This is a genomic window from Bradyrhizobium sp. B097 (genome assembly GCF_038957035.1).
In the GTDB taxonomy this organism is placed as follows: Bacteria; Pseudomonadota; Alphaproteobacteria; order Rhizobiales; family Xanthobacteraceae; genus Bradyrhizobium.
On sequence record NZ_CP152412.1, the window covers coordinates 6,396,993 to 6,422,454 of the forward strand.

The 25,462-nt window shown below is 65.3% G+C and carries 19 protein-coding genes and 1 pseudogene; 13 read left to right on the forward strand and 7 right to left on the reverse strand.

The window, feature by feature from the left end; all coding sequences use genetic code 11:
- Nucleotides 1-37 precede the first annotated feature (37 nt).
- On the reverse strand, nt 38-1,801 hold the full coding sequence (locus tag AAFG07_RS29740; RefSeq protein WP_342723326.1) for an ABC transporter ATP-binding protein: 1,764 nt from the start codon (nt 1,799-1,801) through the stop codon (nt 38-40).
- A 311-nt stretch (nt 1,802-2,112) separates the two neighbouring features.
- On the opposite strand from AAFG07_RS29740, the gene AAFG07_RS29745 reads away from it, so the two are divergent.
- The 6 genes from AAFG07_RS29745 to AAFG07_RS29770 all read left to right on the forward strand — a co-directional run bounded on the left by AAFG07_RS29745 (nt 2,113) and on the right by AAFG07_RS29770 (nt 8,065).
- Entirely contained in the window at nt 2,113-3,180 is a 1,068-nt protein-coding gene (locus AAFG07_RS29745; protein WP_342723327.1) for a glycosyltransferase family 4 protein, read from the forward strand.
- A 302-nt stretch (nt 3,181-3,482) separates the two neighbouring features.
- Nucleotides 3,483-4,736, forward strand: a complete 1,254-nt coding sequence (locus AAFG07_RS29750; RefSeq protein ID WP_342723328.1) for an ABC transporter substrate-binding protein — start codon at nt 3,483-3,485, stop codon at nt 4,734-4,736.
- Nucleotides 4,737-4,752: 16 nt separating this feature from the next.
- A complete protein-coding gene (locus AAFG07_RS29755; RefSeq protein ID WP_092124918.1) occupies nt 4,753-5,622 on the forward strand; it encodes a branched-chain amino acid ABC transporter permease in 870 nt (289 codons plus the stop codon).
- On the forward strand, nt 5,622-6,608 hold the full coding sequence (locus AAFG07_RS29760) for a branched-chain amino acid ABC transporter permease (RefSeq protein ID WP_342723329.1): 987 nt from the start codon (nt 5,622-5,624) through the stop codon (nt 6,606-6,608). The genes AAFG07_RS29755 and AAFG07_RS29760 overlap by 1 nt, the downstream gene beginning before the upstream one ends.
- A gap of 10 nt (nt 6,609-6,618) precedes the next feature.
- Complete coding sequence (locus tag AAFG07_RS29765; protein ID WP_342723330.1) at nt 6,619-7,368, forward strand: ABC transporter ATP-binding protein; 750 nt, start codon at nt 6,619-6,621, stop codon at nt 7,366-7,368.
- Nucleotides 7,361-8,065, forward strand: coding sequence for an ABC transporter ATP-binding protein (locus tag AAFG07_RS29770; protein WP_342723331.1), 705 nt, complete (start codon nt 7,361-7,363; stop codon nt 8,063-8,065). The genes AAFG07_RS29765 and AAFG07_RS29770 overlap by 8 nt, the downstream gene beginning before the upstream one ends.
- A 132-nt stretch (nt 8,066-8,197) precedes the next feature.
- On the opposite strand, the gene AAFG07_RS29775 is transcribed toward AAFG07_RS29770, so the two are convergent.
- From AAFG07_RS29775 to AAFG07_RS29785, 3 genes are read right to left on the reverse strand one after another with little or no spacing between them, the layout of a single operon-like run.
- Nucleotides 8,198-10,141: an alkyl sulfatase dimerization domain-containing protein gene (locus tag AAFG07_RS29775; protein WP_342723332.1), complete on the reverse strand. Its 1,944-nt coding sequence runs from the start codon at nt 10,139-10,141 to the stop codon at nt 8,198-8,200.
- A 50-nt stretch (nt 10,142-10,191) separates the two neighbouring features.
- The gene (locus AAFG07_RS29780; protein ID WP_342723333.1) at nt 10,192-12,012 is read right to left on the reverse strand and encodes an NAD(P)/FAD-dependent oxidoreductase; all 1,821 of its coding nucleotides are present in this window, start codon (nt 12,010-12,012) and stop codon (nt 10,192-10,194) included.
- 47 nt (nt 12,013-12,059) lie between these two features.
- The gene (locus AAFG07_RS29785) at nt 12,060-13,304 is read right to left on the reverse strand and encodes an acyl-CoA dehydrogenase family protein (protein ID WP_342723334.1); all 1,245 of its coding nucleotides are present in this window, start codon (nt 13,302-13,304) and stop codon (nt 12,060-12,062) included.
- A gap of 111 nt (nt 13,305-13,415) precedes the next feature.
- Here AAFG07_RS29785 and AAFG07_RS29790 point away from each other — a divergent pair, with 111 nt between their 5' ends.
- From AAFG07_RS29790 to AAFG07_RS29800, 3 genes and pseudogenes are all read left to right on the forward strand, one after another.
- Nucleotides 13,416-14,195 (forward strand): IclR family transcriptional regulator, encoded by a 780-nt coding sequence (locus tag AAFG07_RS29790; protein ID WP_342723335.1) that lies wholly within the window; start codon nt 13,416-13,418, stop codon nt 14,193-14,195.
- 96 nt (nt 14,196-14,291) lie between these two features.
- Nucleotides 14,292-14,930 (forward strand): annotated as a pseudogene (locus tag AAFG07_RS29795) (tripartite tricarboxylate transporter substrate-binding protein); the annotation flags it as partial.
- A gap of 82 nt (nt 14,931-15,012) precedes the next feature.
- Complete coding sequence (locus AAFG07_RS29800) at nt 15,013-15,273, forward strand: tripartite tricarboxylate transporter substrate-binding protein (protein ID WP_342729277.1); 261 nt, start codon at nt 15,013-15,015, stop codon at nt 15,271-15,273.
- A 21-nt stretch (nt 15,274-15,294) separates the two neighbouring features.
- Here the strand turns inward: AAFG07_RS29800 and AAFG07_RS29805 are convergent, their stop codons facing one another.
- From AAFG07_RS29805 to AAFG07_RS29815, 3 genes are read right to left on the reverse strand one after another with little or no spacing between them, the layout of a single operon-like run.
- Complete coding sequence (locus AAFG07_RS29805) at nt 15,295-16,398, reverse strand: ABC transporter ATP-binding protein (protein WP_342723336.1); 1,104 nt, start codon at nt 16,396-16,398, stop codon at nt 15,295-15,297.
- 15 nt (nt 16,399-16,413) lie between these two features.
- The gene (locus AAFG07_RS29810; protein ID WP_342723337.1) at nt 16,414-17,451 is read right to left on the reverse strand and encodes an extracellular solute-binding protein; all 1,038 of its coding nucleotides are present in this window, start codon (nt 17,449-17,451) and stop codon (nt 16,414-16,416) included.
- 20 nt (nt 17,452-17,471) lie between these two features.
- Nucleotides 17,472-19,247 carry an iron ABC transporter permease gene (locus tag AAFG07_RS29815; RefSeq protein ID WP_342723338.1) on the reverse strand — a complete coding sequence of 592 codons (1,776 nt, stop codon included), beginning with the start codon at nt 19,245-19,247 and terminating at the stop codon, nt 17,472-17,474.
- Between the two features lie 646 nt (nt 19,248-19,893).
- Between AAFG07_RS29815 and AAFG07_RS29820 the strand changes: the two genes are divergently transcribed.
- From AAFG07_RS29820 to AAFG07_RS29835, 4 genes are all read left to right on the forward strand, one after another.
- Nucleotides 19,894-21,306 (forward strand): MFS transporter, encoded by a 1,413-nt coding sequence (locus AAFG07_RS29820; RefSeq protein WP_342723339.1) that lies wholly within the window; start codon nt 19,894-19,896, stop codon nt 21,304-21,306.
- A gap of 153 nt (nt 21,307-21,459) precedes the next feature.
- Nucleotides 21,460-21,909 (forward strand): (2Fe-2S)-binding protein, encoded by a 450-nt coding sequence (locus AAFG07_RS29825; protein WP_342723340.1) that lies wholly within the window; start codon nt 21,460-21,462, stop codon nt 21,907-21,909.
- A 10-nt stretch (nt 21,910-21,919) separates the two neighbouring features.
- A complete protein-coding gene (locus AAFG07_RS29830; protein WP_342723341.1) occupies nt 21,920-24,130 on the forward strand; it encodes a molybdopterin cofactor-binding domain-containing protein in 2,211 nt (736 codons plus the stop codon).
- A 57-nt stretch (nt 24,131-24,187) separates the two neighbouring features.
- Entirely contained in the window at nt 24,188-25,459 is a 1,272-nt protein-coding gene (locus AAFG07_RS29835) for an NAD(P)/FAD-dependent oxidoreductase (protein WP_342723342.1), read from the forward strand.
- Nucleotides 25,460-25,462 lie beyond the last annotated feature (3 nt).

Here is a 25,462-nt window from a genome sequence, read left to right on the forward strand (position 1 = left end):
CGCACCGGAACGCAAGACCGCGCTTGATGACGCGGGGTCAGGCGGCGCTGGTGGAGAGACGGCCCATCTCGCGCGCGACCAGGTCGCGGTAGGGACCCCTTCCCTTCACGAGGATATCGGGCGGACCGTCCTCGACGATCCGGCCGCCCTGCAGCACGAGCACGCGGTCGAAGCTGCGCAGCGTCGCGAGGCGGTGCGCGATCGCCACCACCGTACGCCCGCGCATCAGCCGCGACAACGCCTCGCGGATCGCCTCCTCGGAGTCCGCATCGAGCGCCGCGGTGGCCTCGTCGAGCAACAGGATCGGCGCGTCCTTCAGGAAGGCGCGCGCGATCGCGATCCGCTGGCGCTGGCCGCCGGAGACCTTGACGCCCCGGTCGCCGACGATGGTGTTCATGCCATCGGGCAAGGTCTCGATGAAGTCGCAGCGCGCGGCGATCGCCGCCCGCCGCACCTCGTCGTCGGTGGCATCGGGCCGGCCGTAACGGATGTTCTCCAGGATCGAGCGGTGGAACAGCGAGATGTCCTGCGGCACCACCGAGATCGCCGCGCGCAAGCTCTGCTGGGTGACGCGCGAGATGTCCTGGCCGTCGACCGTGATGTTGCCCTGCTCGACGTCGTAGAAGCGCTGCAGTAGGGTAAACAGTGTTGACTTGCCGCCGCCGGATTGGCCGACCAGTCCGACACGCTGGCCGGGCTGGATGCGCAGGCTGAAGCGCTCGAACACCTGCAAGCCGCCGGGATAGCGGAACGAGACATTGTTGAAGGCGATCGCCGCGCCGCTTTTCACCAGCACCTCGGCCTCTGGATGATCCTTCAGCTCGTGCGGCTGCAACAGCGTCGCCAGCGCCTCGGTCAGGCGGGCGACATGCTGGGTGACGTCGACCAGCGCAACGGCGAGATCGCGGGTGGCGCTGAGGATCGAGATGCCGAGCGTGCAGACCAGCACGACGTCGCCGGTCGTTGCCGCGCCCTGCTGCCAGAGATTGAGAGCCCAGGCCAGCATCGCGATCGTCAGAATGACGGTCACGCCGGCGTGAACGAGGCGAAGCTTTTCGAGATAGCGCAGGGAACGGCCGCGCGCGACGAGTTCCCGATTGACGGTCGCATCGAAGCGGTCGTGCTCATAGCCGAGGCCGCAGAACGCGCGCACCAGCGGCAGGTTGTTGATGACGTCGACCATTTCGCCGTCCACGGCCGCCGCCCTATTGGCGAAATCGTCATGCAGCGGCCTGCCGGCGGCGGCCATGCGGAACATGGCCACCACCATGGTTCCCGCGATCAGGATCAGCACTGCTGACATTGTCACGCTGACGGTTCCAACCAGGGTGATCGCCGCGAAGGTCGCGATGCAAGGCGGCAACACGTTCCATACGAACATGTTCTCGACGGTGTACACGGCGTTCGACGTCGCCGTAATCCGGCTGGTCAGCATGCCCGGCAGGCGGTCCGTGAAATAGCTCGGCGCGTGGCCGGTGAGATGGCGGAACATGTCGCGGCGAAGGTCGCCGCTGACGCTGACGAAAGTGTAGCTCGCGGTCCAGCTCGCGATCCGCCACAGGAAGTTGTCGGCGGCGATCAGCGACATGAGCAGAGCGAATGCCAGCCATACGCCATTTGCGGCCGACGGCCCTGCCGACAAGGCGTCGACCAGATTCTTCACGCCGTATTGCGTGCCTACTGAGCAGGCAACCGCCGCGACGACGGCCGACAAAATCACAACATGCGACGGAAGCCGCCGGCGCAGATAGCGCAGCACAAAGGGGAACGGGCGATGCGCGTAGCCTGACAGATGGTCCATGACGTCCTGCAAAAGCTGTTGAAGGTGAACGAGAAAATTTTAGTCGAAGCTCTCGTGCACGATGACGCGAAGGGCGGCGGTGGGATTGCTCGATGCAGCCATCACTGCGCGACAATTTTGCAACGCTGGCGTCGGCAAAAACGTGTTGGAGCGAGATGGCATCAGCAAGACCACAGTGTGATGGAAGAAAGAAGCGGCAGATCTCCCACACCTAAGGAACCTCGCACGTGCGAGAACGTTCCCGTCATTGGCATGTCGCTGCCATCAGAGGGCTGAGGGTCCCATCCACATTACCAACAGGAGACGGAGAAATGCGCATCGCGCAGGTTGCCCCGCTGACGGAGGCTGTTCCCCCCAAGCTCTACGGCGGCACCGAACGGGTCGTGCACTGGCTGACCGAAGAACTTGTAACACTTGGACATGACGTGACGTTGTTCGCCAGTGGCGATTCACAGACCTCCGCGAAGCTCGATGCGACCTGGCCGAAGGCACTGCGCCTCGACGGTTCCGTCCGCGACCCCAATGCGCTGCACATGGTGATGCTGGAGCGCGTCCGGCAGAAGGCCGACGACGACGAGTTCGACTTCCTGCATTTCCATCTCGACTACTATCCGTGGTCGGCGTTCTCGCGGCAGCCGACGCCGTTCGTGACCACGCTGCACGGACGGCTCGACCTGCCGGAGCACCAGCCCGTCTTCAACACCTTCTCCAAGATCCCGGTGATCTCGATCTCCAATGCGCAGCGGCGGCCGGTGCCGCAGGCGCACTGGGTGCGCACCATCCATCACGGCCTGCCGGAGAATTTGCTGACGCCGCAACCAGCCAAGCAAACCTATCTCGCCGTGCTCGGCCGCATCGCTCCGGAGAAAGGCGTCGATCGCGCGATCAAGATCGCGACCCGCTGCGGCATTCCGCTGAAGATCGCAGCCAAGGTCGATCGCGCCGACCAGGAATATTACGACGAGTTGATCAAGCCGCTGATCACCAACAATCCGCTGATCGAGTTCATCGGCGAGATCAGCGACCGCGAGAAGCCGGATTTTCTCAGCGGCGCGATCGGGCTGCTGGTTCCAATCGACTGGCCGGAGCCGTTCGGCCTTGTGATGATCGAAGCGATGGCCTGCGGCACGCCCGTCATCGCCTATAACCGCGGCTCGGTGCCGGAGATCATCGAGGATGGCCTGACCGGCTTCATCGTCGAGGACGAGATCAGCGCGATCTCCTCGGTCGGCCGGCTCTCGACGCTCAACCGCGACGCGATCCGCAAGCAGTTCGAGACCCGCTTCACCGCGCGCCGGATGGCGCTCGACTATCTCGCCGCCTATCGCAGCCTGATGGAAGCCAAGCCGCGCTTCAAGCTGGTGGCGAGCGCCGAATAGCCGTTGCAGCGGCCGATCGAATGATCCGGCGGGCCGGCCGGCCCCCCTGTGCCGGTCCGTCGGGTCATTCGATTGTCAATAATACCGTCGTGTTCGGTGGCAACTCCCACGCAGCGAAGCGGCTCACATGCGCGCGTCGCGCGATTGCTGCAACGCACCAGTCGCAACGCGTTTCCCCCGTGACCCCGGCCGATATCGCCTTTGCGATTGCCGAATTACGTGCTCTTATGCGCCCCGCTTGAACAAAAAATAATAAGCGCGCGGACGGAGCAACCGTGCCGCCGTCGCACAGGGGGAACGCCATGACAGGGGACCGCAAGCCGTCGGCCATTAATAATGCGGCGCCGACCAAGGCCTCACGGACAAAGCTGAACCGCCGCGAGTTCCTGATCAAAACCGGCGGCGTGCTCGCGGCCGGCGCATTCGGCGCCGTCCCGCTGCGCGGCTGGGCCGCCGACCCGATCAATATCGGAGCGCTCTATCCGAGCACCGGCAGCATGGCGCAGATCGGCATCGGCTGCGTTGCAGCGGCCAAGCTCGCGGTCGACATGGTCAACGAGGCCGGCGGCATCAAGTCGCTCGGCGGCGCCAAGCTCAACCTCATCGTCTCCGACGTGCAGAGCGACACCACGGTGACGCGCACCGAGACCGACCGGCTCATCACCGGCAACAAGCTGTCGGCGATCCATGGCTGCTACGCCAGCGCGCTGACCTTGATCGCAAGCGAAGTCTGCGAGCGCGCCAGGGTTCCGATCATCACCGGATCGAGCTCCGACCAGCTCAACAAGGGACGCACCTACACTTTCACGCCGTTCGCGCGCGCCTCGCAATTCGCCAAGGCGCAGTTGCAGATGGCCAAGCTGGTCAGCGATCAGGCCAAGATCGCCGTCATCTTCGAGAACACCGCATTCGGCACCTCGACCTCGAACGGGCTGAAGGAGCTGGCGCCCGGCGAAGGCGTCGAGATCGTGATGTTCGAGCCCTACTCGGCCGGCTTCACCGATGCGAGCCCGCTGATCAACAAGGTCAAGGCCTCCGGCGCCAACACGCTGTTCTCGCTGTCCTATCTCAACGACCTCATCCTGATCGTGCGCACGGTGAAGCAGGTCGGGCTCAACATCGCGATCAATGGCGGCTCGGGCGGCTTCGTGATGCCGGACTTCTACAAGAATGTCGGCAAAGCCGCCGAAGGCCTCCAGGGCGTGGCGCACTGGAACCACGACGTCAACGACGATGCGCAGAAGGTCAACGCCGAGTTCAAGAAGCGCACCGGCGAGTTCGCCTTCGAATATGCCGGCGGCCTGGTCGCACAGACCTTCATGCTGGCCGACGCGCTGGAGCGCGCCGCCTCCGCCGATCCCAAGAAGGTGCGCGAAGCGCTCTCGACGCTCGACGTCTCCTCGGGCTACGCGGCGATGGCGCCCGGCGGCAAGGTCAAGTTCGGCCCCGACGGCAAGAACGTTTATGGCCGTCCGGTCGGCGTGCAGTGGCAGAACGCCGATCTCGCCAGCATCTTCCCCAAGGAAGACGCCCGCGCCCCGCTGATGAAGACCTGAACCGCGGTCGCATCGCATGTGGGAGACACTGGCCCAGGCTGTCATCAACGGCCTGCTCATCGGCGGCATCTACGCGCTGGTCAGCATCGGCGTCACGCTGATCTTCGGCGTGGTCAAGATCGTCAATTTCGCCCAAGGCGAGTTCGTGATGATCGGGATGTACATCTCGTTCTTCCTCGCCACGCAGTTCGGCATCGATCCGCTGGTCTCGCTGGTCGTCTCGATGCCGGTGCTGTTCCTTGCCGGCGTCCTGATCCAGCACTTCCTGATCCGCAGGGTGCTCGGGCCGAACGACATGCCGCAGATCTTCCTGACCTTTGCGCTGTCGCTATTGCTGCTCAATCTCTCGCTGATGCTGTTCAGCGCCAACTACCGCACCGTCCATACCTCCTATTCGGATGAAGCGTGGCACATCGGCGGGCTGTACATTCCGGTGGCAAAGTTGATTGCCTTTGCGGTCGCGATGGCGCTCAGCGGGCTGCTCTGGGTGTTCCTGCACACCACCGATCTCGGCCGCGCCATGCGTGCGGCATCGCAGAACCGCGACGTCGCGATGCTGATGGGGATCAATCCCAACCGTGTGTTCGCGGTTGCGTTCGGCACCGCGCTGGCGCTCGCCGGTGCCGCCGGGTCGCTGCTGATGCCGTTCTATTCGGCCTATCCATTCGTCGGCCAGGTGTTCGTGCTGATGGCGTTCGTCGCGGTCGTGATGGGCACGCTCGGCAATGTGATGGGCGCGCTGGTCGCGAGCCTGATGATGGGCGTGGCGGAATCGCTCGGCATCCAGTTCGTCGGCGCCGATTCCGGCCTGATCGTGGTGTTCGCGCTGTTGCTGCTGACGCTTGCCTTCAGGCCGAGCGGGCTCGGCGCCAGGAGGGGCCGCTGATGCAGACCTCCGGCAACATGAAATGGCTGTGGCTCGCGATCGGGGCCGTCCTCATGCTGGCCCTGCCCCAGCTCGTCACCTCCTCGTTCGCGATCGACATCTTCATCCGCATCCTGCTGTTCTCCTTCATCGGCGTCGCCTGGAACCTGATGGGCGGTTATGCCAAGCAGCTGTCGCTCGGGCACGCCGCCTATTTCGGGCTCGGCGCCTACACCTCGACCATCATGCAGGTGAACTACGGCATCTCGCCGTGGATCGGGATGATCGCTGGCGGCGTGGTCGCGATGCTGGCGAGCCTGCCGATCGGCTGGCTGTGCTTTCGCCTGCGCGGTCCCTATTTCACCATCGCCACCATCGCGACCGCCCAGGTGCTGATGCTGATCTTCCTCAAATTCCGCGACTTCGCCTGGGGCGCCGAAGGCACCACAATCCCGAATCTCGGCAGTGCGCCGCTGATGATGCAGTTCGAGGAGAAGTCGTCGTATTACTACGTCGTGCTCGGCCTGCTCGTCGTTGGCCTCTGGATCACACACCAAATCGAGAAATCCCGGATCGGCTACTACCTCGTCGCGATCGGCGAGGATGAGGACGCGGCTGAGGCGGTCGGCGTCAACGCACCGAAGGTCAAGCGCGACATCTACATGATCAGCGCGTTCCTGACCGCGCTCGCTGGCACCTTCTACACCCAGTACATCTACTTCATCGATCCCGCGACCGCGTTCAGCTTCAGCGTCTCGATCGAGGCGGCGCTGGTCTCGATCGTCGGTGGCATCGGCACATTGTGGGGCCCCGTCATCGGCACCGTGCTGCTGGAGACCACCTCGGCGCTGCTGCAAAGCTGGCTCGGCAGCTCGGTCGGCGGCATCCAGCTCACGGTCTACAGCCTGATCCTGATGGCGGTGATCCTGTGGCGTCCGACCGGGCTGATCGGGTTTGCGACCGACGTCTATCACCGCATCATCCGGCGCAAGCCGGCGCGCGCCTGAGGTCGTTGCGATGGCGGAAGCACTGGTCATCAAGGGTCTCAGCAAGCGCTTCGGCGGCCTGCGCGCGGTGCAGGACGTCAGCTTCACGGTGCAGGAGAACGAGACGGTCGCGCTGATCGGGCCGAACGGCGCCGGCAAGACCACGAGCTTTCATTTGATCACCGGATTTCATCGGCCGGACTCCGGCTCGGTGCTCGCCTTCGGCCACGAGGTCGTGGGCTTGCGGCCGCACGACGTCTGCGCGCTCGGCATGGCCCGTACCTTCCAGGTCGCAAAACCGTTCGGCGCGATGACGGTGCTCGCCAATGTGATGACCGGCGCCTTCCTGCGCGACCGCCATGTCGCGGCCGCACGCGACAAGGCGCGCGAGGCGATCGAATTCGTCGGCCTCGGCGCCAGGGAGCAGACGCCGGCGAAGGACCTCACCACCATCGACCAGCGCCGGCTGGAGATGGCCCGCGCCCTGGCCACGCAACCGAGAATCCTGCTGCTCGACGAGGTGATGGCCGGGCTCAACCCGGCCGAGATCGACCAGGCGGTGGCGCTGGTGAAGAAGCTTTCCGCCAGCGGCCTCACCATCGTGATCGTCGAGCACGTGATGCGCGCGATCATGGCGGTGGCCCGTCACATCGTGGTGCTCGACCACGGCCAGAAGATCGCCGAGGGCACGCCGAAGGAGATCGTCGAGAATCCGGAAGTGATCCGCGCCTATCTCGGCTCCTACGTGCATCCGCCGGCGCAGGGCGACGCCCATGCTTGAGCTCTCCCGCGTCAGCGCCAGCTACGGCTCGGTCCCCGCCATCACCGACGTCAGCATCTCCATCGGCGAAGGCGAAGCCGTCGGCCTGCTCGGCGCCAACGGCGCCGGCAAGAGCACGACGCTGCGCGCCGTCTCCGGCCTCGTCAAACTGTTCGGAGGCAAGGTCACTTTCGACGGCGTCGACCTTGCCACGCTGCCGCCCTACCGGATTCCCGAGCTCGGCATCGCGCACGTCCCGGAAGGCCGCCAGGTGTTTCCGGAAATGACCGTGCAGGAAAATCTCGAGATCGGCGCCTATACGCCGAAGGCCAAGGCGGATCGTGCACGTACGATGGAGCTCGTCTACAACATCTTCCCGCGGCTCGCCGACCGCAGGAAGCAGCTCGCCGGCACCATGAGTGGCGGCGAGCAGCAGATGGTCGCGGTCGGCCGCGGGCTGATGCTGAAGCCCCGCCTGCTGATGCTGGACGAACCCTCGCTGGGCCTCGCCCCCGTGATGACCGACGTCACCTTCGAGAAGATCGGCGAGATCCACAAGATGGGCACCGCGATCCTGTTGGTCGAGCAGAATGTCAGCCGCGCGCTGTCACTGGTGCAGCGTGCCTATGTGCTGGAAAGCGGCAACGTGATCATGCAGGGCACGAGTGCCGAGCTCGCGGGCAACAAGCAGGTGCAGGCGGCGTATCTCGGGATTTGAGGCATTCATCCTGAGGAGCCGCGTAGCGGCGTCTCGAAGGATGAATCGGCCACCAGCCGGGCCGTCGACCCTTCGAGACGCGCGCAAGAGCGCGCTCCTCAGGGTGACGGTCGTAGTTCCAGGTGCGTGGCTCTACGTCACCACCGTCCGCTTCGGCTCGACGATCTCGAACATCCGCGGGAATTCGTCCATCAGCATCATCAATTCGCCGAGCCGCAGCGGCTCGCCAGATGCCTTGATCTTGCCGGCGCCGACGGCTTCCGGGAACGTGGTCAGCTTGGCGATGACTTCGTCCAGCACGCTGCGCGCCAGGGTGAAGCTCGCATGCGCGTCGGCTGCCTGCGCGCCCTTGACGTAAGTCAGCGCTGAGTTCTCGAGGTTGAGAACGAAGCTCTCGCCCGTATCGGTAAAGCTCCAGTTCAGCACGATGCGCTTGCCCTCGGCCTTTGGGCCGTTGAGGCGGACGCCGAGCACGTCCCAGAGCTGCTCGGTGCGCAGCGCAGCCAGCGTCTCGCGCGGCATCGGCGAGCGCGGCGGCGTCTTCGGCATGCCCTGCCGCAGCTCCTGCGCCCCGAACAGATAGGCGTTGCGCCAGGTCGAACTCTCGGCGGCATAGCCGAGCTGCTCGAACGTGTCGGCCAGCAATGCGCGGGCCGCCTGGTTGTCAGGCTCGGCGAACACGAGGTGGCTGACGGCCTGCGCCACAAAACGGAATTCACCCTTGGCGAAATCCGCAGCGGCGCGCTTCAGGATCGCGTCGGCACCGCCCATATATTCCACATACTTCTTGCCGGCCTCGACCGGCGGCAAGGAATCGAGATTGACCGGATTGGCGTCGTACCAGCCGAGATATTTCTGGTAGATCGCCTTCACGTTGTGCCTGATGTGGCCGTAATAGCCGCGGCCGTGCCAGGCGCCTTCAAGGCTCTGCGGCAGCCGGATCGTCTCGGCAATCTCGGCCGCGTTGAGGCCGTGGTTCATCAGCCGGATGGTCTGGTCATGCGCGTATTTGTAGAGGTCGCGCTGCTGGCGGATCATGGTGTCGATCCGCTCCCGCCCCCACACCGGCCAATGATGCTGGCCGCACATCGCCTCGGCCTTGCCGCCCCACATCTGCAAGGCCTCGCCGAGATATTTCGACCAGGCCAGCGCATCGCGCACATCGGCGCCGCGGAACGGCAGCAGGTTGTGGAAATTGTGTGTGCAGTTCTCCGCGAGGTTCAGCAGTTTGTAGCGCGGAAGGAAGAAATGCATCTCCGCCGGCGCTTCGCTGTTCGGCGCCATCTGGAATTCGAACTCGACGCCGTCGATCACGCGCTTGTCGCCGGTCGCGATGATCAGATCGGTCGGTCGCAACAGCGCCACACCGCCCGCCGCCATGGTCTTGCCGAGGCCGCAATCGACCTGGCCGCGCACGCCCTTGGCGAGAAACGGCCCGAACTGGTATTGCGCGCGGCGCAGCATCGCAGGACCTGCGATGATGTTCTCGGAGACCGCGTGCTCCATGAAGAAGTTCGGCGCGATGATCGGCACGCCCGCCGCCAGCATGGCGTCGTCGAGCACGCCGCGCGCGCCGCCCCAGTGGTCGGTGTGGGTATGGGTGAAGATCACGGCGGCGACCGGCCGTTTGCCGCGATGCTGGAAGTACAGTTCCATCGCGGCGCGCGCGCCCTCGATCGAGGTCAGGGTGTCGACCACGATGACGCCCTTGTCGCCCTCGATCAGGGTCATGTTGGCGATGTCGAGCCCGCGCACCTGGTAGACGCCCGGCACGACCTCGAACAGGCCGTGATGCATGTTGAGCCGCGATTGCCGCCACAGGCTCGGATCGACGGTCGCAGGCGCCTTCTCCTTGGAGAGGAAGCCGTAAGGCTCGAGGCTCCAGACCACCCTGCCCTGGGCCGAGGTGACGCGCGCGTTCTCGATGGTGCCGAGGAAGCCGCGCGCGGCGTCGTCGAAATCCCTGGTGTCGGCGAACGGCAGCGCCTTCAGCGTCGCCTCGTGCTGCGCGATGACTGGCGCGGATGCCGCCTTCGGAAGTTCATGCGACGTCTCACCTGCGGTTGTCTGGGTCATTACTCAAGCACTCCCTCGTTTGGCGAAGAACAGTCCCGGTCGCGCATTACTCAGCGGAATTGCACGCCTTCGAACTGGCCGCTGCGGCGCCAGCCATCGATGTATTTGAAGTAGGCCAACGCGCCCGCCGGATAGCCGACATTGAGCTTGGCGGCCGGCCCGGGCTCACGGCCCTCATTGTTGTAATAGCCCGGTGTGCAATCGGGCCCGCCGATCATTCGGCCGACCGCGGTCAGCAGCAGCTCGACCCAGCGATTCTCGGCTTCCTTGCTGACTTCGATTTCCTTGAAGCTGTTGTCCTGCGCATGAGCGACCATCAGGGCGATGGTCCGCGCCGCTTCCGTCAGGTTGTGCGGCACGTTGGAAATGAGGTTGGCGCCCTGGGTCGGCTGCACGAAAAACACGTTGGGGAAGCCATGCACGTGGATGCCGTGCTTGGTGCGCATGCCCTTGGCCCAATGCTCCGACAGCTTGAGGCCATCGCGGCCGATTAGATCGAAGCCCGCGCGCCTGCGATATTCCGTGCCCACCTCGAAGCCCGATGCGTAGATGATGCAGTCGAGCTTGTATTCCTTGCCCGCGACGACAATCCCGTTCTCGGTAATCTCTTCGACACCCTTGCCGTCGGTATCCACCAGATGCGTGCCGGGCGTGTTGAAGGCCTGAAGATAGGCGTCGTGGAAACACGGCCGCTTGCAGAGCTGGCCATACCAGGCCTTGAGATTCCTGGCCGTCTCGGGGTCGCCGACGATGCTGTCGACCCGGTTGCGGATCTCCTCCATCTTTTCGAAGTCGGAATCCTCGAAGACCGCCCGCATGTTTTCCACCGTCCGCTGCTCGCGCGGCAGCAGCATCACCTTGGCGCGGATCCGCTTCGACAGGTCGGTCCAGCCGTCCTGCACCAGGTCTTCCTCGGCCGATCCGCCGGCCTGGTTGGCGGTGAAATTCTCCAGCCAGCGTTGTTGCCAGCCCGGCGTTGCGATATCGGCGAACCAGTCCGGATCGATCGGGCCATTGCCGCGCACGTCGACCGACGACGGCGTGCGCTGGAATACGTAGAGCTCCTTGCAGGCGCGCGCGAGGTACGGAATGCATTGCACCGACGTTGCGCCGGTGCCGATGATGCCGACGCGCTTGTCGGCAAGCTTGTCCATCAGCGCGCCCCGGGGATCGCCGCCGGTGTAGTCGTAATCCCAGCGGCTGGTGTGGAACGAGTGGCCCTTGAAGCGCTCGATGCCGGGAATGCCGGGCAGCTTTGGCACATGCAGCGGGCCGGTGCCGATGCCGACATATTGCGCGGTGAAGGCGTCACCCCTGGTGGTGCGGACGATCCAGCGCGATTGCGCCGCGTCCCAGTCGAGGCTCGTCACCTCGGTGTGAAACAGCGCGTTGTCGTAGAGATTGAACTGCCGGCCGATCCGCTGGCAGTGCGCAAGGATTTCGGGCGCATGCGCGTACTTCTCCGTCGGCATGTGGCCGGTCTCTTCGAGCAGCGGCATATAGACCATCGACGCCGTGTCGCACTGCGCGCCGGGATACCGGTTCCAGTACCAGGTGCCGCCGAAATCGCCGCCCTTCTCGACAATGCGGACATCCTTCACCCCGGCCTCGGTCAGCCGGGCCGCGGTGGCGAGCCCGGCAAAGCCGCCGCCGATGAAGGCGAAGGTGACGTGGTCGGTCTTCGGCGCGCGCTCCACCACCGGCGTGTAGGGATCCTCGAGATAATGCGCGAGCTGGCCCTTGATCTGCAGATACTGATCATTGCCGTCGGGACGCAGCCGCTTGTTGCGCTCCTCCTGATATTTCAGGCGCAGCCGCTCCTTGTCGATCGTGGCGGGCTTTGCGTCTCGGGCTTGCTCGGTCATCGTCATCGGAAGGGCGCCTCGTTTCAGGAAAATTTGGTGGACTCTAGCGCCGCTCAGGCGGGATGTGCAGCAAGATAGGGCGAGTTGGCGATCGACCATTCCGGCATCGGCTCCATCCGGAAGATCTGCCGCAGATGCACCTCGTCGGGGCCGTCGCCGATCCGCAGCAGCCGTCCCCACGCCAGCGCCTGGTGGATCGGCGTATCGTCGGAACCGCCCATCGCGCCGAACACCTGCATCGCGCGGTCGGCGATCTTTTGCAGCATCGCGGGCACCGCGACCTTGATCAGCGAGACGTCGCGCCAGGCGCCGTGATGGCCGGCCTGATCGAGCCGCCAGGCGCAGCGCCAGGCGAGCAGCCGCGCCTGCTCCAGCTCGACGCGGGCTTCGGCGATCCAGCGCTGGACGGTATCGTACTGGATCACGGTGCGCCCGAATGCACTGCGCTCCGCAGCGCGCGCCATCATCAACTCGATCAGGAGCTCGCAGAGCCCGATCGAGCGCATGCAATGGTGGATGCGCGCCGGTCCGAGCCGAATCTGCGCGACCTTGAAACCCTCGCCCTCCGCCCCGAGCAGATTCTCCGCCGGCATGCGCACATTGTCGAACTCAAGCTCGCCGATCGGCGCTGTATGATCTTCGCACCCCATCCAGCGCAGCCGCCGCACCAGCCGCACGCCGGGCGCATCCATCGGCACGATGATGCAGGAATGCCGGCGGGTGCGCTCGGCGCCGGCATCGGTCACACCCATCACGATCAGGAAGCTGCAGCGCGGATGCGCGGCGCCGGTGATGAACCATTTGCGGCCGTTGACGATGTAGTGGTCGCCGTCGCGCACCATCCGCGTTGCGATGTTGGTGGCGTCGGACGAGGCGACATCGGGCTCGGTCATGCCGAAGGCGGAACGCGTCTCGGCGTTGAGCAGCGGCGTCAGCCAACGCTTCTTCTGCGCCGGCGTCGCGCAGGCCTGCAACGCGATCATGTTAGGCACGTCGGGCGCCTGGCAGTTGAACACCTCCGGCGCCCAGAACAGCCGCCCCATGATCTCCGCCAGCGGCGCGTAGTCGAGATTGGAGAGACGCGTGCCCGGTTCATCGTCCGCCAGTTCGGGCAGGCCGAGATTCCACAGGCCCGCCGCGCGCGCCTGTTGCTGCAGCTCGGCCATGAACGGCGGCGTGTCGCTGTGCTCGCGGACATGGTCGAGCCAGGCGCGATGGCGCGGCAGCACCGCCTTCTCGAAGAAGGCCAACAGATCTTGCCGCCAGCGCTCCGACCGTTCGGACAGATCGAAATCCATGCCGCCTCCCGTCTTTGGCCGGCAGATAAACCGATATCGAAACGATTTGCAAATTTATTTCGATATATTGACATTTCTACCAATTTGAGACCATTATTTCGTATGGCGGCATTGTCCACTCTCGAATCCCAGGCTGATCCCTCCTTTGCGACCACCCTGGCGCACGGGCTCGATCTGCTGGCGGCCTTCCGCAACCACACCGGCCCGCTCTCGAATGCGGAGCTTGCCGAGCACACCGGCCTGTCGCGGCCGACCGTCTCGCGCCTGACCTACACGCTGGAGCAGCTCGGCTATCTCAGGCGCGACGCCAAGGGCCGCTTCATGCTCGGGCTCGGCGTGCTCGCCGCCGCCTATCCAGTGCTGTCGTCGCTCAAGGTCCGCCAGCTCGCGCGTCCGCTGATGCGCGACTTCGCCGCCTACACCGGCGGCACGGTGTCGATCGCGATGCCGTTCGGGCTCGACTTCATCTATGTCGAAACGCTGCGCACGACGGACGCGGTGCCGCACGTGCCTGACGTCGGCTTTGTCTCCTCGCTGGCGCCGACTGCGGTCGGCCGCGCGCTGCTGTCGCTGTTCACGAAGGACGAACGCGATGCCTATGTCGCGCGTGTGAAGGCCGAGCGCCCCGAGGAGCTCGACTACGTCGAACGGCGCACGCTGCCGGACATCGAGCTCTGCAACGAACGCGGCTTCGCGGTCTCGCTCGGCGAATGGCGACGCGAGATCTTCGGCGTCGCCGCCCCGCTCTATCGCACGCCCGCCGGCGAGTGCCTGTCGGTCAATTGCGGCATCCCCTCGTTCCGCTTCAGCGCCGAGCAGATCGAGCGCGAATGCGGGCCGCGCATGCTCGGGCTCGCCCGCAGCATCCGCTCGCTGGTGGCCAACGACTAGGGCATGATCCGGAAAAGTGTGAAGCGGTTTTCCGAAGAGGTCATGCATTAAAAGTACGCATCGCGCAGACGATGCGGCAGATATGGGGAGGGAGACATGCGCGGCATCGCAACCGCCGTTCGACTGCTCGCGACCATCGCATCCGTCCTGCTGGGTAGCGCCGGCGCCAACGCGCAGGACAATTATCCGAGCCGGCCGATCCACATCATCGTGCCCTACCCTGCCGGTGGCATCGTCGATATCGTCGCGCGCGCGGTGACCGAGCAGGTCGGCCGCGACTGGAAGCAGACCGTCGTGGTGGAGGCGCGCCCAGGCGGCAACAGCAATATCGGCACCGCCGCCGTCGCGCGCAGCGAGCCGGATGGCTACACTTGGGTCGTCACTGGCCCCGCGCTGCTGGTCAACCCGGATCTCTACAAGGATGCCGGCTGGAACGCGGCACGGGATTTCAGGTGCGTCGGCCTCGCGGTCTGGAATCAAAGCGTGGCGCTGGTGCATCCGTCGATGCCGGTGAAGACCATCGGCGAATTCGTCGAGCTCGCGCGCAAGCAGCCCGGACAGTTCAATTTCGGCAATCCCGGCACCGGATCGTCGATCGACCTCAGCGCCCAGAAACTGTTTCAGGCCGCCGGCATCAAGCTGACCAATGTCGGCTACAAGGGCCAGCCGCAGGCGCTGATCGACCTGATGACCAACCTGATGCATTTCGAGATCGTCTCGCTCGAACTCGCGCTGCCGCACATCAAGGCCGGCAACGTCAAGCCGCTGGCGGTGTTCACCGACAAGCGCGTTCCCGACCTGCCCGGACGTCCCGACCATCGCGGAAGCCGGCTTTGCCGAGGCCGCCTACGTTCCCTGGTACGGCATCTATGTGCCGGCCGCGACGCCGGCGCCGCTGCTTGCGAAGATCAATGCGGCGATCAACAAGGCATTGCAGAACCCCGACGTGCAGCGCCAGCTGTCGCTTGCCAATATTCCGGGCAAGCCGATGTCGCTCGATGAACTCGCCGCGCTGATGAAGGCCGATCAGCAGAAGCTGACGACCGTGATCAAGACCTCGGGAATGGCGCTGCAGTAGCTTCTGCTCAGTCGATTCTGTTTAGTCTTGGGACGCCGGCCCATTGTCACGGTAGGCCCACAGGCATTCGCGCGGCAGCGCGATCTGTGCCTCGACGCCGACCTGGTGGCGCGCGGCGGTGCCGAGCTCGATCGCCTCCAGCCGTTTGCCGAACAGCTCGAGGCCGTAGGCGGTCTGCGTGCCCTGGTAGCGCCGGTCGAGCACCTTTGCCGCAAATGTATTGGCGCCAGCGGGCTGGCCGATCGCGATGTTCTCGGGCCGCAGCGCCACCCGCACCTTCTCGTCGGGAGCCAGTGCCTGGCACAGGGCGACCTCTCCTTGCCGGCCGTCGCCGAAATCGACCACGCCATAGCCGCCGTTGCACGCGACCAGCGTGCCGGCGAGCTCGTTGGTCGCGCCGGTGAAATTGGCGACGAACAGATCGGCTGGACGGTTGTAGATCACGTCGGGCGTGTCCATCTGCAACAGCTTGCCGTCGCGCATCACGCCGATCCGGTCGCCGAGCACGACCGCCTCGGCCTGATCGTGGGTGACATAGAGCGCGGTCATCCCGGTCTGCTTGAGGATGACGCGGAGGTCGTCGCGCAGCCGCAGGCGCAATTTGGCATCGAGGTTCGACAGCGGCTCGTCGAGCAGCAAGAGCTGCGGCCGGTACACCATGCTGCGCGCCAGCGCGACGCGCTGCATCTGGCCGCCCGAGAGCGCGACCACGGGCCGGTCGGCATAGTCGGACAATCCGACCAGCGCCAGTGCGTCGTCGACCATGCGGGCGGCATCGGTGCGGCCGACCGTGCGGTGCTTCAACGGATAGATCACGTTCTGCCGCACCGTCATATGCGGCCACACCGCATAGGACTGGAACACCATGCCGAGGTTGCGCGCGCGCGGCGGCACCAGGATGCCGCGCGCCGGTGACGACACCACCTGCCCGGAAATGCTGATCTCGCCATCGGTCGGATGCTCGAGCCCGGCAACGCAGCGCAGCGTCGTGGTCTTGCCGCAGCCGGACGGCCCGAGCAGCACCACGATCTCGCCGGCCGGCACGCCAAAGCTGACGCCGTCGATCGCCGGACGGCCGATCGCAAACTGCTTCCTGAGATCGCTGACCTCGAGCGTTGCCGTCATCGCTGCACCATCAGCCTATTGTCGGTAACCGAACGTCTTGTCCCACTCCGCGACCCACGCCGCGTGCAGCTTCACGTAATCGTCGAACTTCGGGTACCAGAGCTTGACCACCTTGGGATCAAACCCCTCCGGAAAGGCCGGCGGCTCCTTCAGCGAGGTGAGATTGCCGAGCTCCTTGATCATGAAGGTCTGCCCTTCCTTCGACAGGCACCAGTTCAGGAACAGCTTTGCCGCGTTCGGATGGGCAGCCGTCTTCGGAATGCCGCTCGCGTAGGGATTGACCGGCGCGCCTTCGGGCGGAAAGAAAATCTCGATCGGCGCGCCATCCTTCTTCTTTTGATAGATCACGTTGTAGAGCAGCGGCGCAATCGCGATCTCGCCGCGCACCAGCGCATCGGCCGTCGGCGCGCCGGAGGGATACAGCACCGGATGGGTGGCGGCCTGCCTCGCCCAGTAGTCCTCGCCGAGCACCTGGCGCTCGAACATGATCCGGGTCCAGGTGGTGCCGCCGGACTGCGCGAACACCTGCCCGATCAACTTGTCATATTGCGGCTTGGTCAGATCCATCCAGGATTTCGGCGGGTCCTTCACCAGCTCGGTGTTGTAGCCGATCGACCAGGCGATGGTGGCACGCGGCCAGAGCTTCGGCGAGATCAGCGCGTCCTTGCTGTAATCGGCCGCGTTCGGCGGCGCATAGTCCTGGAACAGATCCTCCAGCGGCTGCATCAGCGCGCGATCGGAGTGATCGACGACGTCGGCGATCAGCTTGCCGGCCGCGGCTTCGGTCTTGACGCGGGTGATGAGTTGCCCGCCGGGCGCGCGGACCATCTCGACCGTGATCTCGGGAAAGCGCTTGTTGAACGCCTTGATCACCTGCTGCTCGATCTCGGCAAAATTCGCCGTGTAGAACACGAGCTTGCCTTCGGCCTTCGCGGCCGCGATCAACTCGGCCGAGCCGAACTCCTGCGCCCGCGCGGCCGGCATCAGCGCAAGGGTTGCAGCGCTCGCCAATGCCAGTGTCAAGGCCAGTGTGGTGAAGGTTCGTCTATCCATCGCCAATCCTCCCCTTATTGTTATCCGGTCCGCGCCACGTTGCCCTGCGCCGCCCCACGCGACAGCCAGTTGGCCCCGCCGATCAGGACGCCGAGCAGCACGGTCTGCACCAGGCTGAAGGCCGCGGTCTTGCCGATATTGCCGCCTTCGTAATAGTCGAGCAGCAACACCGACATCACCATCGTGTTGCTGGTATAGAGGAATAGCGACGAGCCGAGCTCGCGGATCGCCAGCACGAACAGCAGCGTCATCGACGCCAGCACGCCCGGCCGCGCCAGCGGCAGCACGATCGTCCTGATGGTGCCGAGCATGCCCCGGCCGCAAACCCAGGCGGCCTCCTCGAGCTCGCGATGGATCTGCAGGAACGAGGTCGACAGCGCCTTCACTGTGTCGGGCATGAAGCGCGCGATGAAGGCGAGCGCGAGAATCCAGATCGTGCCGTAGAGCCCGCCGGGCACGCCGATCCAGGCCCAGAGATAGGCGACGCCGACTACGAGCCCGGGGATCGCGACCGGCAGCGTCGAGATCAGGTCGATGGCGCCGCGTCCGGCGACGCGGGTGCGATGGATCGTGTAGCCGATCGCAAAAGCGAGCGCGCCGCCGACGACAGCGGTGATGACGCCGACCTCGATCGCGTTGTAGATCGACTTCATCGTCAGCGGGTTGTCGAAGATGCTCTCGAAATGCGTCAGCGAATATTGCCGCATGTCGAACAGGCTGGCGGCATCGCGGATGAACATGAACTTGCGGAACGCCGCGACGATCAGCGCCAGCGACGGTAGCACCACTACGATGAGGAGATAGACGATCCCGAGCGCGAAGGTGAGCCAGCGCCATGGCCCCAGATCGAGGCTGCGCGGCCGGAACGCCTTGCCCGCAACGGTCGTGTAGCTGCGCCCGCTGAGCAAATTCTGCTGCAGGTAGACCAATAGCCCCGTGACCATCATCAGGATGATCGCGACGGCGGCCGCGGTGTTGTAGAGCGGCGGCGACCAGTTGGTGAGCTTGAAGATGTAGGTGGTGAGCACGCTTAGATTGGTCGGCGCGCCGAGCACGGCCGGGATGCCGTAGATGCCGAGCATCACGATGAACGACAGCAGCATGCCCGAGACGATCGCCGGCATGATCAGCGGAAACGTCACCGTGAACAGGGTGGCGAACGGGCTGGCGCCGGAGATTTCCGCGGCCTCCTCCAGGCTCGGGTCCATGTTGCGCAGCGCCGACGACGTGAACATGTAGACATAGGGCGCGTAGTAGATTCCGAACACGAACACCAGGCCCCACATCGAATAGAGATCGATGCGCAGGTCGGAGCCCAGCCACTTGAACATCGTGTTGATCAACCCGGTCTTCGGTGAGCCGAGGATCGCCCAGGCCACGCCCGCCACCAGCGGCGGAGCGAACAGCGGCAGGATGCTGGCCGCCGCGATGAAGCCCTTGAACGGCGTGTTGGTGCGAACCACGATCCACGAGAACAGCAGCCCGATCGCAACCGCGATGACCGTGCCGCCGCCACAGGCGATCAGCGTGTTGAGCAGCGCTTCGCCGACATTCGGATTGGCGAGCACGGCGAGGAAATTGGCGATCGACAGATGGCTCAGGCTGAGGCGGATGCCGTCGACCACCGGATTGGTGTCGGTGAGCGCGCCGAGCAGCAGCATCAAGACGGGATAGATGACGAGGAAGCCGAGGATCGCCAGCAGCGCCGCGACCCAGAGGCCGGTGAATGCGCGGCGCCGGGTTCCCTCCCTGGCGCTTCGCATGGCTTCGCTGCGCCAGTCGGTCTGTCCGTGCAATGCGCGCGTCCCCTCTTGCGGCCCGATCTGACGTCGCGCCTGCTTATATGCCAAGCGTAGTCGATCGCGACTGTGACGCAAGCTATCCGAAAGTCGCTCCGGCGCGCTAATGTGACACAGCGCGGTACACGAATTCGATTGATCGCGCTCACGCGCTGCAAGCTGAGTGTCGTCCCTGCGAAAGCAGGGACCCACAACCACTGGGTTGTGCTGTGAGAGTGAGCTGCGGCCCCGGCGTCACGCAACAACGCGCATTTGGGGTGATGGGTCCTGGCATTCGCCAGGACGGCGATGAGGATGGTTCTCGCGCGATACGACGTACTTTATCTCGGTGTCATCGCCCGGCTCGACCGGGCGATCCAGTATTCCAGAGACGCCGGTGCTTGAATCGAGAAGCCGCGGCGTACTGGATCGCCCGGTCAAGCCGGGCGATGACAGTTGAAGTGGGGGCGCAGCTCCGCATTCTCGCGACATGGGTTGCCCGAGCTTTGCTCTTCGTTCCGCCCCTCACCCCGAGCCCGCCCCCACGGCCGCAGCCTGCCGGCGCGTTCCCGGCAAGGCCGCTTCGCATATGCATCATGCAATGGCGCGGCTGGGGAACGGGATGGCGCCGTAGTACATGGCGATCCCGGAGACAATTTCAGGCATGCTCGAGAAGACCCCGATATCAGGCGCGGCAGCGGCGCCGATCACCGATGGATTGCCGGATGGATTGCCCTGGGAAAAGCGGCGCTGGGCGGTGGCCGCGATCTTCACGGCGCTGGCGATGGCCTCGCTCGATACCGCGATCGCCAACATCGCGCTGCCCGCGATCGCAAGCGACCTGCATGTCAGCCCTGCCGAGGTGGTCTGGGTCGTCAACGTCTACCAGATCGCCCTGGTCGCAACGCTGCTGCCGCTCGGCGCGCTCGGCGAAATCGTCGGCCACCAGCGGATCTACATCGGCGGTCTCCTGCTGTTCACATTGGCGTCACTCGGCTGTGCGCTGGCGTGGTCGCTGCCGAGCCTCTTGGTCGCGCGCACCTTGCAGGGGCTTGGCGCCAGCGGCCTGATGAGCGTCAACACCGCGCTGGTCCGCTTCGTCTATCCGAGCCGGATGCTCGGCCGCGGCTTCGGCCACAATGCGCTCGTGGTCGCAAGCGCCATGACGCTGGGGCCGACCGTCGCCTCCGGCATCCTCGCGCTCGGCTCGTGGCCCTGGCTGTTCGCCGTCAACATCCCCTTCGGCATCGTCGCATTGCTGATCGGCATGAAGACGCTGCCGAAGACGCCGCGCGCCACCCACGCCTTCGACTTCGCCGGTGCGGCGCTGGCCTGCGCCTGCCTCGGGCTCTTCATCATCAGCATCGGCAGCGCCGCCCACAAGGCGGCGCCTGCGCTCGTCATCTCGGAGTTCGCCGGCGCCCTCCTGTTCGGCTGGATCCTGACCCGGCGGCATGCCGATCATCCGGCGCCGATGCTGCCGATCGACTTGTTCCGCCGTCCGATCTTCGCGCTGTCGGCCGCGACCGCCGTCTGCTCATTTGCTGTGCAGGGCCTCGCCTTCGTGTCGCTGCCGTTCTACTTCGAGGACGTTCTGCACCGCTCGCAGGTCGAGACCGGCTTCTTCATGACGCCCTGGCCGCTGGTGGTCGCCTTCATGGCGCCGATCGGCGGCCGGCTGTCGGATCGCTATCCGGCCGGCATCCTCGGCGGCATCGGCATGCTGCTGCTGGGCCTCGGCATGGTGCTGCTCGCGACCCTGCCGGCCGAGCCCGGCATCGCCAACATCGTCTGGCGCACCATGATCTGCGGCATCGGTTTCGGCTTCTTCCAGACCCCCAACATGAAGGCGATCATGTCGAGCGCGCCGCCGCATCGCAGCGGCAGCGCCAGCAGCATCGTTGCAACCGCGCGGTTGACCGGACAGACCACCGGCGCCGCGCTGGCCGCGCTCTGCTTCGCACTCGCCGATCGCGAGGGCGCCACCGTTGCGTTGGCGCTGGGTGCGGGATTTGCCGCGCTCGGCAGCGTCATGAGCTTCCTGCGGTTAGCCGTCGCTTCGCCGCAAAAGACATGACAGGCATGTTGCGCGCGCGGGGCGCGGCCAAACACCGCGCCATCAACTTTCTTCCGCACTGCAAACGCGTTTTCTTGATTTGAACCGTTCCAGTTTCAAGGCCAACATCGCGCTGAAGTCCGATCGGAGGATTGGACCATTCAGGGGAAAGCGATGGCAAACCTCAAAATCAACGGCAAGACAATCAATGTGGACGTCGAGGACGACACGCCACTGTTGTGGGCGATTCGCGAGAACGTCGGACTGACGGGGACCAAATATGGCTGCGGCATTGCACAATGCGGCGCCTGCACGGTGCATGTCGACGGCGTCGCGATACGTTCCTGCGGCGTGACGGTGAGCGAGATGGCCGGCAAGGACATCACCACCATCGAGGGTCTCGCGGCGGGCGGCGTGATGCACAAGGTGCAGCTTGCCTGGATCGCGAACGACGTGCCGCAATGCGGCTATTGCCAGAGCGGCATGATCATGGCGGTCGCGGCGCTCTTGAAGGAAAACCCGAAGCCGACCGACGACGACATCAACGACGCCATCACCAATATCTGCCGCTGCGGCACCTTCCAGCAGGTGCGCGAGGCGATCCATGCTGCCGCGAACGCGTGAGGAGGCAGCCATGAACCCACAAGTCAACCAGCACGTCATGCCAAAGCTCTCTTCAAGGCTCAATCGCCGCGCCTTCGTGATCGGCACGGCAACCGCCGGCGCCGGTCTTGCGCTCGGCCTCGATCTGCCGTTCGGCGGCCCCTCCGTGGTGCGCGCCGCGGACGGCGCCCCTGAAGTCAACGCCTGGGTCGTGATCCGGCCCGACGACACCGTGGTGATCCGCATCGCCCGCTCCGAGATGGGTCAGGGCACGCTCACCGGCCTTGCCCAGCTCGTCGCCGAAGAACTGGAATGCGATTGGTCGAAGGTCACGACCGAATTCCCGACGCCCGGCCAGAGCGTCGCCCGCAAGCGCGCCTGGGGCGATTTCTCCACCGGCGGCAGCCGCGGCATCCGCACCTCGCAGGACTATGTCCGCAAGGGCGGCGCCACCGCGCGCGTGATGCTGATCCAGGCCGCGGCGAACGAGTGGAAGGTGCCGGCCACCGAATGCAAGGCCGCCAACAGCGTCATCACCCATACGCCGTCGGGCAAGACCACGACCTACGGCAAGGTTGCGGAAGCGGCTGCCAGGCTCGAGCCGCCGGCCGACGTCAAGCTGAAGGATCCCAAGGACTGGACCATTGCCGGCAAGGGCCTGAAGCGGCTCGACACCGTCGACAAGACCACCGGCAAGATGACTTATGGCATCGACGTCAAGCTGCCGGGCATGCTGAACGCCGCGATCAAGGACTGCCCGGTGTTCGGCGGCAAGCTGAAGAGCTTCGACGAAGCCAAGATCGCCAACATGAAGGGCGTCAAGAAGGTGGTGCCGGTCGGTGACAGCGCCGTCGCCGTCGTTGCCGACACCTGGTGGCACGCCAAGTCCGCGCTCGACAAGCTGCCGATCGTCTGGGACGAAGGCGACAATGCAAAGGTCTCCAGCGAGACGATTGCGAAATGGCTCGCCGAAGGTCTCGACAACGTGCAGCCGGCCTATGTCGGCAACCAGAACGGCGATGCAAAGGCGGCGATCGCCAGTGCCGCCAAGAAGGTGGAGGCGGTCTACAGCTATCCCTACCAGAACCACGCCACGATGGAGCCGATGAACGCCACCGTGCTCTACACGCCTGACAAATGCGAGGTGTGGTGCGGCACGCAGAATGGCGAGGCGGCGTTCGCGGCGGCGCTCGAGGCCTCCGGCCTGCCGGCCGAGAAGGTCGACGTGCACAAGCTGATGCTCGGCGGCGGGTTCGGCCGGCGCGGCATGACCGACTATGTCCGTCAGGCGGTGGCGATCGCCAAGCAGATGCCCGGCACGCCGATCAAGCTGCTGTGGTCGCGCGAAGAGGACATGCAGCACGGCAAGTATCACCCGATCACGCAGTGCAAGCTGACCGGCGCGTTCGATGCCGACAACAATCTGGTCGCGTTGCATTACCGGCTGTCGGGTCAATCCATCCTGTTCTCGGTGCGCCCGGAAGCGCTGCAGAACGGCATGGACCCCGCCGCGTTCCAGGGCGTCGCGCAATCCGGCGAGGCTGCGATCGGCTATTCGGTGCCCAACCTGCTGGTCGAGCATGCGATGCGCAACCCGCACGTCCCGCCGGGCTTCTGGCGCGGCGTCAACGTCAATCACAACGCGATCTACATGGAATGCTTCATGGACGAGCTGGCGCTGGCTGCCGGCCAGGACCCGCTCGAATTCCGCCGCAAGCTGATGGGCAAGAACCCCAAGCATCTCGCGGTGCTCAATGCCGTGGCCGAGAAGATCGGCTGGGGCACGCCGGCGCCGCAGGGCGTCTATCGCGGCATCGCGCAGGTGATGGGCTATGGCAGCTATGTCGCCGGCGCCGCCGAGATCTCGGTGACCGACGGCAGCAAGATCAAGGTGCACCGCATCGTCGCCTCGACCGATCCCGGTTACGTCGTCAACCCGGCGCAGGTGGAGCGGCAGATCGCGGGCTCCTTCGTCTACGGCCTCAGCGCGCTGTTCTACGGCGGTTGCACCGTGAAGGACGGCCGCATCGAGCAGACCAATTTCGACACCTACAACTCGATGCGCATCAACGAAATGCCGAAGGTCGAATCGGTGATGGTGCCGAGCGGCGGGTTCTGGGGCGGCGTCGGCGAGCCGACCATCGGCGTTGCGGCGCCGGCGGTGCTCAACGCCTATTTCGCGGCGACGGGAAAGCGCATCCGCTCTTTCCCGCTGCGCAACCAGAACATCTCGTTCGCCTGATCAAACCAGAAGCGGCGGCCGCACCGGCCGCCGCTTCCTTTTTCCGGATTCTCGTGCATGGCCGTCACGCGTCATCCGACGCGCAGGGATGTAGTCCGTGGCGCCGCTGCCGTCGCAGCGGCGGCCTTGGCGCGTCCGGCGCTGGCGCAAGGTGTACCGCGGATCGCGGTGATCGGTGGTGGCTTCGGCGGCGCGGCCTGCGCACGGGCGCTGCGGCGGCTCGATGCCAAACTCCAGGTCACGCTGATCGAGCCGAACAGAATTTTCACCGCCTGCCCGTTCAGCAACGAGGTGATCGCAGGCCTGCGTGAACTCTCGTCGCAGCAGTTCACCTACGACAAGGTTGCCGCCGACGGCATCACGATCGCCGCGCAGGCGGCCACCAAGGTCGATGCGCAGGCGCGCACCATCACGCTTTCCGATGGCACGACGCTCTCCTATGACCGGCTTGCCCTGGCCCCCGGCATCGACATGCACTTCGACGCCCTCTCCGGCTATGACGAGGCAGCCGCCGAAAAGATGCCGCACGCCTGGAAGGCCGGTGAGCAGACTCTGCTGCTGCGCAAGCAGCTCGAGGCCATGGACGATGGCGGCCTCGTCGTGATCGCGGTCCCCGCCGCTCCGTTGCGCTGCCCGCCGGCGCCCTACGAGCGCGCCAGCCTGATCGCGCATTACCTGAAGGCGAAGAAGCCGCGCTCGAAGATCCTGGTGCTCGACGCCAAGGACAATTACTCGCAGCAAAAACTATTCGAGAAGGCCTGGGCGGAGCTCTACCCCGGCATGATCGAGCGCATCGCGCTGTCGCAAGGCGGCCGCGTGACGTCGGTCGATCCGGCGACGAACGAGATCGTCACCGACTTCGGCAACTACACCGCCGCGGTCGCCAATGTGATCCCGCCGCAGCGAGCCGGCCGCATCGCCGAAATCGCCGGCGCTGCCGACCACACCGGCTGGTGCCCGATCGATCCGGTCAGCTTTGCCTCCAAGCTCGTGCCCAACATCCACGTTATCGGTGACGCCGCGATCGCCGGCGGCATTCCGAAATCCGCCTCCGCCGCGGCGGCGCAAGGCCGGGCCTGTGCCGCGGCGATCGTCAACGCCCTTGCAGGCAAGGCGCCGGAGACGCCGCGGCTCGATGGCGCCTGCTACAACACGGTCGCGCCCGGCTATGCGTTCTCGCTGAAGGGCATCTATCAGCCCAAGGAGGATCAGTACGCCGAGGCCGAGGTGACCACGAGCCCGGTCGACGCGCCGCGCGAGGTGCGCCAGCGCGAGGCCGACCAGGCGCTCGACTGGTTCAGGAGCATTACGGGAGACGCCTTTGGCTAGGCT